This window comes from Pseudomonas frederiksbergensis (genome assembly GCF_003732665.1).
Classification (GTDB): domain Bacteria; phylum Pseudomonadota; class Gammaproteobacteria; order Pseudomonadales; family Pseudomonadaceae; genus Aquipseudomonas; species Aquipseudomonas frederiksbergensis_G.
On the sequence record NZ_MOBP01000012.1, the window covers coordinates 191,340 to 205,065 of the forward strand.

Here is a 13,726-nt window from a genome sequence, read left to right on the forward strand (position 1 = left end):
CAGCGGTATAAGCATTTGAAAGGTAGAACCTTTTTTAGAGTTCGCAAGGCTGCGGGAATAAATGACGACCAAATGGCCATCATTTGTAAGTTGTAGGACAAAAATGTAGGAGAAAGCCGACCAACGGTCTGTTTGCAGGACGGCCTTCAACGGTTTGTTACTCGGACTTGTCCCTCAGTGCGTAGGAAATCGCCTCACCGAGAGCGTTGACGCAGGGCGCACGGACCAGCGTGTGGTGCGTGCCCGGCAGTGGCGTGATGCGCACGCGCTCGCCCTGCAAGGCCTGCCAACCCAGCGTTGGGTCGACACGCTCCTGCTCAGTCGCAGTGAATAGAGAAACGGTCACTGGCAGCTCAGGGCTGGTGTAGGCACCGACTGCCAGACGCGTCGCGTAGGCCACTGCCAGGTGGGTTCGCAACATCCCTGCGTCAATCCCCTGACTGAGCTCCTCCGGCAGCAGGCCATGGGTCGCGCAAAATGCAAGCATCGGCTCGATTCCGGCGTTTGCCACCAGCGGCGTCAGTTGCTCGAACAGGGCAGGGTCCATGTCTTCAGGCAGCCAGGACATCAGGAACTGTGCTTCGGTCAGCACTTCGCGTTCCTCCGCACCGGCCTGAGATGAAGTGTCGATGATGCCGATAAACTCGACTTGCTCGCCGCTGGCGATGACCTGACTGGCCATCTCATAAGCGATCAAGCCCCCGGCCGACCAACCTGCGAACCGGTATGGCCCCTTGGCTTGCACCTCGCGAATCGCCGCCAGATAACGCGCAGCCATGGCCGCAATGGTCCTGAGTGGCACTTCTCCCGCGACAAACCCGGTGGCAGCCAGACCATAGATCGGCACATCCGGATCCAGGCTCGGCGCCAGATCGCGCACATAACCGACCTCGCCACCGAGCGGGTGCACCAGGAACAGCGGCCGTTGCGAGCCGCCGCGACGGATCGGCACCAGGTTGTTGCGGGCCGATGGCCGCGACTGCGTGTCGAGGGTGCGGGCGAACCCGGCGATGGTCGGTTCGACGAACAGGTCGCGCACGGCGATGGGCTTGCCCAACACTTTGCGCAGTCTGGAAGTCATCTGCACCGCCATCAGGGAAATCCCGCCAAGCTTGAAGAAGTCGTCATGGCGACTGACCTGCTCAAGTTTCAGCAGCTCCAGCCAGATTCGGGCGATGGCCAGCTCTGTATCACCCTGGGGCGCTTCGAACGGCAGTTCCTGCACTTCAAGTGATTCAGTCACCGCGTGCTCTGGGCGGGAAAGTGCTGGCATCGCGTCGAGCAACGCGCCCACCGCTTGCCGCGCATCGCCGACCATGGCTTCCAGCACTTGGGCGTACAGCACGAGGATGTGTTCGACCGTGGCGACATCGAACAGGTCACTGGCGTATTGCAAGCTGCCGGTGATGGTCTCGACGTCATCGATCAGCGACAGCGACAAATCGAACTGGGTGGTGCTGTGGGCGCTGTCCACCGCTTGCACCGTCAGGTTCGGCAGTTGCAGCGGCGCCGGCGGGGTGTTGTTCAGGCTCAGCATCACCTGGAACAACGGGCTGTGGCTCATGCTCCGGGTCGGCTGCAGGGTGCTCACGACTTGCTCGAACGGCAGGTCCTGATGGCTGAACGCGGCGAGGGTCAGGCCTTTGATACGGGTCAGCAAATCACCCACGCTGGCCTCCCGTTCCGTGGTAACCCGCAACGCCAGGGTGTTGGCGAAGAAGCCGATCAGGGATTCCAGTTCAGTGCGCGGCCGGTTCGCCACGGGCATGCCGACGACCACATCGGCCTGACCACTCAAGTGCGTCATCAGCGTTGACCAACCGGCGAGCAGCGTCATGAACAACGTGGTGCCCTGGGCCTGGCTGAAGGCGCGCAATTGAGTGCTGAGGGCCGGCGGCAATACACAATCGATGATGCCCCCGGCATAGCTTTGCACCGCCGGGCGCGGACGATCCAGTGGCAGGTTCAGCAGGCTCGGCGCACCGTCGAGATGTGTGCGCCAGAAATCGGTTTGCGCCTGCAACGCCGGACCGTTGAGCCATTGACGCTGCCACACCGCGTAATCGGCGTATTGCAGCGGCAGGGCCGGCAACGGGTCTTTCAAGCCCTGGCTGAACGCGGTGTACAGCACGGTCAGTTCATGGGCGAGCACGCTGTTGGACCAACCGTCCGAGACGATGTGGTGCAGGGTGACGAACAGCACGTGCTCTGCATCGTCGAGTTGAATCAAGCGACCCCGGGCCAGCGGGCCGCTGCTCAGGTCGAACAGCTCGGACGCGGTGGCGTCACCCAAACGGGCGAGTGTCGCGTCGCGTTGCTCGGCATTGAGTTCGCGCAGGTCCTGCTCCAGCAGATGGAAGCGCTGGTCTGCCGGGGCGATTTTCTGCACCGGTTCACCGTCGATCAATTCGAACGTGGTGCGCAAGGTTTCGTGGCGCGCCACCAGACGATCCAGCGCCTGGCGCAGGGCCGGCGCATGCAACTCGCCACTCAGGCGCAACGCCAACGGCAAGTGATAAGCCGCGCCCGCCGCGTGATCGAGATGATCGAGGAACCACAACCGTTGCTGGGAAAACGACAGCGGCAATCGCCCGTTTCGATTGGCCAGCGGAATCGGCTGCGCTTCGGTCGGCACGGCAGCGTTGACCAGCGCGGCGAGGCCACGCACGGTCGGCGCGTCGAACAACTCGCGCAACGTGAGACGCGCACCGAGTTTGCGCCGTAGCCGCGACAGCAATTGCACCGCCAGCAGCGAATGCCCGCCGAGTTCAAGGAACCCGTCGTGACGCCCGACCTGATCCAGGTGCAGCAGGTTTTCCCAGATCCCGGCGATGGCGATTTCGGTGTCACCTTGCGGCGCTTCATAGGCACGGCTGGCCAGTGAGTCCTGGCCCGGCGCGGGCAGGGCGCGGCGGTCGAGCTTGCCGTTGGCATTCAATGGCAGCGCGTCGAGCTGCACATAGGCGCTGGGCACCATGTACTCGGGCAGGTTTTTCAGCAGTTCGGCGCGCAGTTGTTCGGCGGTGAGCGGATCGCCACACAGGTAGGCGACCAGACGTTTGCCGTCCTCGGGATTGTCCTCGCGAGCAATCACCACCGCCTCACGCACCCCGGGGCAGGCGATCAAGGCGTTTTCAATCTCGCCCAGTTCGATCCGGAAACCGCGGATCTTCACCTGGAAGTCATTGCGTCCCAGGTACTCCAGCGTGCCGTCGGCCTGCCAGCGGCCAAGGTCGCCGGTCTTATAGAGGCGAGCCTGCGGGAGGCTGGAGAACGGATCGGCGATAAACTTTTCGGCGCTGAGGTCCGCACGGTTGAGATAACCCCGCGCCACACCCGCCCCGCCGATATGCAGTTCACCGGCCACCCCCAAAGGCGTCGGCTGGCCATGGGCATCGAGCACATGCACTTGGACATTGGCGAACGGGCGACCAATGCTTGGCCGTTCGCCGAGGTCGCGGATCAGGTCGATGGTGGCATCCACCGTGCATTCGGTCGGGCCGTACATGTTGTAGAAGTGGATGCTTTGGCATTCCCGCAGCTTGGCCCACATGGCGGCATTGATCGCTTCACCGCCGAGCAACACGCTCACCGGTTGATAGCTGCTGCGTTCCAGCAGGCCAGCGTTCAACAAACTGTCGAGTTGCGAGGGCGTCGAGTCGAAGGCGTGGACCTGATGGTGCTCAAGGAAGTCGAGCAGTTCGTGGCCACTGGCGCGGATCAGTTGCGGGATGATCACCAGCTTATGCCCGGAGAACAGCTGGGAAATGCCCTTGATCGACATGTCGAAGTAGAACCCGGCGTTCAGCGCCACGGTGGCAAATTCCGGGCAATGCAGGTGGGTGGTGCGCTTCAGCACTTGCCAGAAGTTATGCACGGAGTGGTGCTCGACCATCACCCCTTTGGACTGCCCGGTGGAGCCGGAGGTGTAGATCACATAGGCCAGATGATTCGGGGTCAGGCCCGTAATCACCGGGTCAAGATCGAAGGACGAATCATCGGCGGCTTGCAGCGATTCACGCTCATCGAGCACCAGCAGCGGCATCTCACCGACGGGCAATTGCGCGACGAGGGCTTGCTGGGTCAACACCGCCAGCGGCGTGCTGTCACTGAGCATGAATGCCATGCGCTCGACCGGGTGCGCCGGGTCAATCGGCACATAAGCCCCACCGGCCTTGAGCACCCCAAGCAAGCCAACAATCATCTCCAGACTGCGCTCGGCGCACAGCGCCACCCGCTGGTCCGGTTGCAAGCCGAGGGCGATCAGGCGTCGGGCCAAATGGTTGGCGCGACGGTTGAGCTGGGCGTAGGTGAGTTGCTGGTCTTCATGCACCAGGGCAACCGCAGCGGGCCGCGCACGCACCTGAGCCTCGAACAACGCCTGAATCGGCTGCGCCGGGGCGAAGTCGGTGGCGGTGTCATTGAAGCTTTCAAGCAATTGCTGACGCTCGGCTTTGGGCAGCACGTCAATGGAGCTGGCCAGTTGCGCAGGATCGCGTTCCAGCGCCTCGACCAGCGCCGTCACGGCATTGGCCAGGTAATCCGCAATCCGCTGCGGATCAATCCCGACAATCGACTGCGCCGTCAGCGAGAACCCGGTTTCCTCCGCCGCGACGGCGATTTCAATCGGATAGTTGGTGCGAGTCTCGGAGGCCAAAAATTCCACGCCCTCCCAATCATCCATTTCATCGACGATCTCCCCGGACGCCGTGACCATATCGCCATGGCGGCAGTTGAGAATCACCGTGAACAGCGGCAACGCGGCATCCACGCCGCTGCACCGTTGGGCCAGGGCCAGTGATGCCTGTTCGTGGGTCAGCAGTTCGCTGAGTTGCTGATACGCGTCCTGCACAATTGCGCTGACGCTTCTGTCTTGCAGGCGAATGCGCATCGGCAGGGTGTTGATGAACATGCCCAGGGCATGGTCGGCGCCGGTGGTGCCTTGGGAACGACCGGACAACACCGTGCCGAAAATCGCATCGTCACGCCCACTGGTGGCCGCGACCACCAAACCCCAGGCCGCGTGGAACAGTACGGAAGTCGGAACCCCCTGGGTCCGCGCCGTGCGGTGGATCGCGGCGTTGACCTCATCGCTCAAATGTTCGACCGCCCGACTGATCTGCGCCCCGTTGCCACGCACATCCAGCACCCCATAAGGCGCGGTGGTTTCGTCGACATCCGCCAGCAAACGGCGGAAGTAGGTTTCATGCTCGGCTTGAGATATTGCGGCCGCCTGGGCGATGAAGTTGCGATACGGCTGGGACGGCGGCAGGGTCTCGCCGCGTCCGGCCAGCAGGGTCTGGATCTCCAGCATGATCAGGCGCAGGGTCACGTTGTCGCTGATCAGGTGATGGTCGAGCAGGGCCAGCAGCCATTGCTTGCGCACCGGATCGTAGGTCACGTAAGCCGCGATCAGCGGCGCGACCTGCAAATCCAGGCGCAGGTGATGGGTGTCGGTCTTGTCCCGCAGCATCTGCAAGGAATCTTCGCCCTCGGTGCTGTCCAGGGTGATCACCGGCAGTTGCGCCTGACGATGCACGATTTGCACCGGTTGCGGCAGGCCGGACCAGCGCAAGGCACTGCGCAGGATGTCGTGGCGGTCGATCACCACTTGCACGGCGGCGAGGAAGTCGTCGAGCAGGCTGCGCTGATCAAACAGAATCACCGAGCGCATCAAGTACGCATCGCCTTGCGCCAGCAGCAAGTGGTGGAACAGGATGCCTTCCTGCAACGACGACAACGGGTAAATGTCCTGCACGTTGCGGGCACCACCGGGCACGTCGGCGACGATCTGGTCGATCTCCGCCTGGCTCAGGCTCAGCAGCGGTAGCATCGACGGATCGATGGCGTCGCAATCGGTCGGAATCAGGTTTGGTGGCACCACAAATGCGGCGCTGCGCTCACCGCCCAGCACCTGGGCCATGGCCCGCAGCGTCGGGGCGGAAAACACGGTGCGCACGTCCAGCAACAACCCGGACTGACGCAACCGCTCGATCAGGCTGATCACCAGGAAGGAATGGCCGCCGAGTTCGAAGAAGTGATCGTCACGACCGACCTGTTCAACCCCGAGCAATTCCTGCCAGGCCAGCGCCAATGCGGTTTCAATCGCACCTTTGGGCGCTTCATATTCACGACTCACCAGCGCCGACAGGCCCGGTGCGGGCAGGGCGCCGCGATCCAGCTTGCCGTTGGTGGTCAGCGGCCAGGCGTCCAGGGTAACGAAAGCGCCGGGGATCATGTGCTCGGCCAGCACACCGGCCAGTTGCGTGCGTAACGCCGACGATTGCGGTGCGGCGGCGTCTTCGGCAATCAGGTACGCCACCAGTCGCTTGTCCCCCGGCACGTCCTCACGCACCGTCACTACGGCTTCGCGAACACCGGTGCAGGCAAGCAATTGCGCTTCGATTTCGCCGAGCTCGATACGGAAGCCCCGGATCTTGATCTGCGAATCGTTGCGGCCGATGTAGACGATGCCGCCATCAGTGCGATAACGCGCAACGTCGCCGGTGCGGTACAAACGCTGCGTCCCGTACGGATCATTAATGAAGCGCTCGGCGTTCAACTCGGGACGGTTCAGGTAATTGCGCGCCACACCAGCACCGCCGATGTAGATCTCGCCGTGGACACCGACGGGCACCGGTTGCTGGTAGTCATCGAGGATGCGCAGGCACAAATCCGGCAGCGCGGTGCCGATCAGGCTTGGCGCGCCGGAATCGATTTCGCTTTGAGTCACGGCGTGATAGGTCGCATGCACGGTGATTTCGGTGATGCCGTACATGTTCACCAGCCGCGTCTGGGCCAGCGGTGTGCGGGCGATCCATGGGCGCAGGCTGATAAAGTCCAGGGCCTCACCGCCGAAGATCACTTCGCGCAAACCATGCACCTGGGCGCTGCGGCCGCTGGCATCGATGAACTGGCGGAACGCGCTTGGCGTCTGGTTCAGCACCGTCACGTTCTGCCGGCAAACCAGCGCGTAGAACTCATCAGCGGAGCGAGCGACGTCAGTCGGCACAATCACCAGTTTGCCGCCGTAGCTCAAGGCGCCCCAGATTTCCCAGACCGAGAAGTCGAAGGCAAAGGAGTGGAACAGCGTCCAGACGTCATCGCGATTGAAATTGAACAGTGCGCGAGTGGTATCGAACAACCGTGCGACGTTGCCATGCTCGACCAGCACGCCTTTGGGCAAACCGGTGGAACCGGAGGTATAGATGACATAGGCCAGGTGCTGCGGCAGCGTATCGACCACGGGGTTGATATCGAACGACGCATCCGCCAGGGAGTATTCGACGGTCTCGGCATTCAGCAACACCACCCGGATATCCAGGGCTGGCAACACGTCGAGGCAGTCCGGCTGCGCCAGCAACACCACCGGGGCACTGTCACTCAGCAGGTAGTTGAGGCGCTCGGCCGGGTAGGCCGGGTCCAGCGGCACATAAGCGGCGCCAGCCTTGAGCACACCCAGCACGGCGCAGACCATTTCCAGCCCGCGACCGCTGAGGATCGCCACGCGATCATCCGCTTTCACACCCAGCGCCAGCAGTTGCGAGGCGATGCGGTTGGCCCGGCGGTTCAAGTCGCGATAGCTCATGTGCACATCGCCAAACACCAGGGCCACAGCCTCGGGACGGGTGGCGGCGAATTGTTCGAAGCGCTGGTGAATCAACAAGCCAGGCACACGGACTTCCAGTGGTGGCAGCACCGCTGGCGAAGCCTGGCGTTGCGCCGGGCTCAGCAGCGGCAGGGCGCGCACCGGTTGTTCGGCGTTATCGAGCATGGCGCCAAGCAACGTCTGGAAGTACTGGCCGAAGCGCTCGACCGTGGTGCGGTCGAACAGATCGGTGGCGAATTCGATCACACCACTCAAGCCGTCAGCATCATCGGCCAGGGTCAGCATCAGGTCGAATTGCGAAGTTTCATGGGCCTGGGCCAGGGCGGTCAGAGTCAAGCCCGGCAGCGCCAGTTCACCGCCGTCCGGGGTGTTATTCAGTGACAACGCCACTTGGCACAGCGGGTTATGGCTCAGGGCACGGGGCGGCTGCAGGGCGTCGATGACTTGTTCGAAGGGAATGTCCTGGTGTTCGTGGGCGGCGAGGGTGGTTTCCTTGATCCGGGCCAGCAGTTGCGCCACGGTCGGGTTGTCTTGCAACTGCACGCGCAAGGCCAGGGTGTTGACGAAGAAACCGATCAACGATTCGACTTCGGTGCTGCCACGGTTGGCGGTCGGCACGCCGATCACCACGTCCGGCTCGTTACCCAGTCGCGCCAGCACCACCGACCACGCGGTGAGCAAGGTCATGAACAGCGTGACGTCGTGCTCGCGGCAGAACTGCTCCAGGCGTTCGCGGATGCGCGGGGCAATGACCACCGGCACATCGCCGCCGCGATAGCTTTGCATCGCCGGGCGCGGACGGTCGGTGGGCAGGGACAGCAAGGTTGGCGCGCCGGTGAGGTGTTGGCGCCAGAAAGCGACATGTTGGCTCAGGCGCTCACCGCTCAGGCAACGGCGTTGCCACGCGGCATAGTCGGCGTACTGGATCGCCAGGGGCGGCAGCGGATCAGGCTGTTGTTGGCTGAAGGCGCGGTACAGCGCGGCGAATTCCTTGACCAGCACGCCAATCGACCAGCCATCGGAGATGATGTGGTGCTGGGTGATCAGCAGGATGTATTCGTCATCGGCCAGGCGCAGCAGGCGACCGCGAATCAGCGGGCCTTGTTGCAAATCGAATGGCGCGCTGGCCTCGGTGTTGCTCAGGCGCGAAGCCGTGAGACTGGCTTCCTCATAAGGCAGGGCACGCAGGTCTTGCTCGGCGAGGGTGAAGCCGATGTCCGGCGCAGCGATGCGTTGCACCGGTTGCTCGCCGACCCGTTCAAAGGTTGTACGCAGGCTTTCGTGGCGCGCCACCAATTGGTCAAGCGCAGCCTTCAGCGCCGGCAGATCCAGCGTGCCGCGCAGCAGCAAGGAGGCCGGCATGTGGTAAGCGCTGCTGGCGTTCGGGTCAAGTTGATCGAGGAACCACAGGCGCTGTTGCGAAAAGGACAGCACCAGCGGCGCGTGGCGGTCGACGACGGTGATCGCGTCCGGCTGGCCGGCTTCAAGGCTGCCAACACTTTTCGCCAGTTCCGCCACGGTTGGATGGCTGAACAATTCCCGCAGCTTCAGCTCGCCGCCGAGGGTCTGGCGCACCCTGGCAACCAGTTGCGCCGCCAGCAGTGAATGCCCGCCCAGTTCAAAGAAACCGTCGTGACGACCGACCCGCTCCAGCCCGAGCAATTCCTGGAAGATCAGCGCCAACGCCTGTTCGGTCGGGCCTTGCGGCGCCTCGTAACTGCGCTCGGACATTGCATCCAGATCCGGTTCCGGCAATGCGTTCTGGTCCAGTTTGCTGTTGGCTGTCAGCGGATACGCCGCCAGGCTCACAAACGCGCTGGGGATCATGTAATCCGGCAACGTCGCGCCGAGTTGTTGGCGTAGGGCGGCGATTTCCAGCACCACCCCCGGTTGCGGAATCAGGTAGGCAATCAGCCGTTTGCTGTCGGTTTTATCGTCACTGGCCAGGACCCGGACTTCAAACACGCCGTCGCAGGCTTGCAGCTTCGCTTCGATTTCACCGAGTTCGATACGGAAACCACGAATCTTGACCTGGGCATCCATTCGCCCGAGATGGACGATTTCGCCGTTGCCGAGCAATTTGCCCAAGTCGCCGGAGCGGTACAGCCGCTCGCGAGGGCGAAACGGATCGACGATAAAGCGTTCGGCACTCAGCTCCGGACGGTTCAGATACCCGCGCCCGACCCCTTGGCCACCGACGCAGATTTCCCCCGGAACGCCCACCGGCAGCAGGCGCTGGCGGGCATCCATGATGTAGGCCACGGTGGTCGGAATCGGCCGCCCGACATTGGAAATACCCTCGGCGATGTCCGCCGCTTCCAGGTGTTTGTAGGTCACGTGGACGCAGGTTTCGGTGATGCCGTACATGTTGATCAGCGCAACATGAGGGAAGGCCTGATGGAACGCCGCGAGTCGCGCCGGCTCCAGGCTTTCGCCGCCGAGGATCACGTAACGCAGCTTCTCCAGGGTGATGTCAGGGCGCAGGGTTGCTACGCCGCTGAGCTGATGGAACGCCGAAGGCGTCTGGTTCAGCACCGTCACGCCTTCGCTTTCAATGAAGGCCAGGAAGTCGGCGGGATCACGGCGCAGGGCTTCGGGCACCAGGGTCAGGCGCGCACCGTGCAGCAGCGCGCCAAACATTTCCCAGACCGAAAAATCGAAGGCGTTGGAATGGAACAGCGACCACACGTCTTCAGCGTCGAAATGGAACGGCGTGCGGCTGTTGTGCAGCAGGCGGATGACGTTGCGATGTTCCAGCAAGGCGCCCTTGGGCTGGCCGGTGGAACCGGAGGTGTAGATCACGTAACACAGGTGATCCGGGGCATTGACGTTGGACAGGTTCACCGAAGCGCGCTGCACTTCGGGCGAAGTCTGGGTGCTCAAGGGTTTGGGGTCGAACACCTCGATGCTCAGCCCGCGCAGTTCTTCGGCCATGCCTTCCAGGGCAATCGCCTTGCGCGCACCGCTGTCCTGCAGCACGTAGGCGATGCGGTCCGAGGGCGATGTCGGGTCGATCGGCACATAGGCCGCGCCGGATTTGAGCACGGCGAGGGTGGCGACGATCATGTCCAGGGAGCGTTCCAGCAGGATCGCCACCAGGTCTTGCGGCACCACACCGGCGGCGCGCAGGCGACGGGCCAACTGGTTGGATTGTTCGTTGAGGGCGCGATAGGTCAGGCTTTGTGCGCCCATGCTCACCGCGATGCTCTGCGGCGTGCGGCGGGCCTGTTCCTCGAACATCTGGTGCAGGGTGGTTTCTTCGGGGTAGGCCGCTTCGGTGTCGTTGAAGTCCAGGGCCTGGCGTTGCTGTTCACGGCCATCCAGCAGCGGCACTTCATCGACCCGCTGGGCCGTGTCATCGGCGAAGGCTTCGAGCAAGCGCACGTAGTGGCGCATCATCTGTTCGATAAAGTCTTCGTTGAACATTTGTTTGTTGTAGGTCAACCGCCCCATCCACTGTGGGTCACCGGCCTCGATCAACAGGTGCAGGTCGTTTTTGCCATAACCGAGGTTGGTTTCCAGGGTTTGCACCGACAGGCCCGCGACGGTTTCCGACGCTTCAGCGGCCTGTTCGAAGTTGAACAGCACGTCGAACAGCGCGGTACGGCTCATGTCCTTGTCGGGGTTGAGCGCCAGCACCAGTTGGTCGAACGGCATGTAGCGATGACGCAAGGCCTGGGCCTGGGTGCTGGCGGTCTGTTCCAGCAAGGCCTGTAAAGTCGTGTCGTTGTCGCAAGTGTTGCGTAGCACCGACAGGTTGCCAATCGGCCCGACGAGGTCACGTACTGCCAGGTCTTCGCGACAGGTGGCCGTGGTGCCGATCACCAATTCATCGTGTCCGGCGTAACGGCGCAACAACGCGGTGAACGCGCTGAGGGCCAGGGTATCGGCATTGACGCCGGCCTGTTCGGCGGCGGCGTTGAGACGGCTGATCAGTTTCTTCTCGATCAGGAACGAATGGGTCGCCTCGGCGTAGGTGTGCACCGCGTTACGCGGACGGTTCAGCGGCAGTTCCATCGCTTGCAACTTGCCACGCAACTGATAGGCCCAGAACGAATGCAGGGTCTCGTTGACGGCCGCCGGGAACTGGCGCTGCCATGCGGCGAAATCGCGGTAGCGCACCGTCAGCGCAGGCAATCGCGCCGCTCGGTCGGCGCAGGCAGCGGCGTAGAGTTCCAGCAAATCGCGGCGTATCACCTGCATCGAGGCGCGGTCGGCCAGCAAGTGGTGAACCGCGATGGCCAGCACCGCGTCCTGGTTGTCGCTCTGCACCAACGTGGCACGCACCAGGCTGCCGCCGTCCATTTGCAGCGGTTGGCGGGTGGATTCCAGCGCCAGCGCAGTCCGTTGTTCCGGGCGCGCCTGAATCAGCGTCAGCGGCAAGCTCGCCTCGGCGTCGAAACGCTGCCAGGCACTGGCACCGTCGGAAACCACCCGGCAGCGCAGAATGTCGTGACGCGCCAGCAGTGCGTCAAGGGCGGTTTGCAGGGCCGGTTGATTGAGCTCGCCACGGAGCTCCAGCAACAGCGGGATGTTGTGATAGATCGGGTTGGCGTCGTACAGGTAGCCCGATTCGAAGGTGTCGACGAACCAGATGCGTTCCTGGTGAAACGACAACGGCGTGCGCGGTTCATCGGGTTGCGGCTGCACCGCCGGGAGGTTCAGTTCAGGATCGAGGTCCAGCGCGCCGATGCGGGTTTGCGGCGCGTCGGTGAAGTAACTCAGCACCCGCTCAAAGCGCTGGGCGATTCGCTCGACAGTGGCCGCATCAAACAGCGCCGTCGAGTACGACAGGCTGCACGACAGGGCTTCGCCGGCATCATCGATATGCAACGACAGGTCGTGTTGGGTGTTGTCCTTGCGCGACGGCAGGAACTCCAGAGTCAGGCCCGCCAGGCTGAACGACTGCGAATCGTCCCCGGCATTGGTGTACAGCATGGTCTGGAACACCGGGCTGTGCCGGGTGCTGCGCGGTGGCTTGAGCGCTTCGACCACTTGCTCGAACGGTGTGTCCTGATAGACCGACGATTCCAGCATCAGGGTGCGGACTTGCAGCAGCACCTCTTCCAGGGTCGGGTTGGCATTGAGCTTGACCCGCAGCGCCAGGGTGTTGACGAAGAAACCGATCAGCCCCTGCACATCCTGTCGATCACGGTTGGCGGCGACGGTGCCGATCACCACGTCCTGCTGGCCGCTGATCCGCGCCAGCAGCACGGCCCACGCCGCCATCAAGGTCATGAACGGCGTGGCGGCGCGGGCCTGGGCGAAACGGGTGATGGCGCTGGACAGTTGCGCCGGCAGGTCGAAACTCAACGTCGTGCCGCGATAATCCTGCACCGCCGGGCGTGGCCGGTCGGTGGGCAGGCTCAGCAATGCCGGGGCGCCGGCCAAATGACTGCGCCAGAACTCGACGTTTTTCCCCAGCCGTTCGCCATCGAGGTTGCGCCGCTGCCACGCGGCATAGTCGGCGTATTGAATCGTCAGCGCTGGCAGCGGGTCCGGCTGCTGTTGGGCAAACGCCTGGTACAGCGTGGCGAATTCCTTGACCAACACCTCGATGGACCAACCGTCGGAGATGATGTGGTGCTGGGTGATCAGCAACTGGTATTCGTCATCCGCCAGGCGCAGCAGGCGACCGCGAATCAACGGGCCATGCAGCAGATCAAACGGCGCGGCAGCCTCGGCATCACTGATGCGCTCGGCACTGCGCGCCGCTTCTTCAGCAGGCAGGTGGCGCAGGTCTTCTTCGATCAGGTTAAAGCCGCACTCCGGGCTGGCGATCACCTGCACCGGGTCATCGCCCAGCCGTTCAAACGTGGTGCGCAGGCTTTCATGGCGGGCGACCAAACGGTCGAGGGAGGCTTTGAGTGCGGCCCGGTCGAGGCGACCGCGCAAGCGTAGCGCCGCCGGGATGTGATAGGCGACGCTGGCGGTCGGGTCGAGTTGATCGAGGAACCACAAGCGTTGCTGCGCGAAGGACAGCGGCAGCGCTGCGGTGCGGTCGGCGAGGCTGATCGTGTCCGGGGTCCCGGCGATCCGAGCCGCGCCACGTTGCTGCAGAAGACGCAGCAGGGCGGCACGCTTGAGCTGTTCCAGGCTATCGTTTTGGCTGTTCAA

At 63.3% G+C, this 13,726-nt stretch carries 1 protein-coding gene; it reads right to left on the reverse strand.

The genetic code is table 11. The features are described from left to right. Positions 1 to 157 precede the first annotated feature (157 nt). Complete coding sequence (locus BK665_RS18450) at positions 158 to 13,726, reverse strand: non-ribosomal peptide synthetase (RefSeq protein ID WP_123407946.1); 13,569 nt, start codon at positions 13,724 to 13,726, stop codon at positions 158 to 160.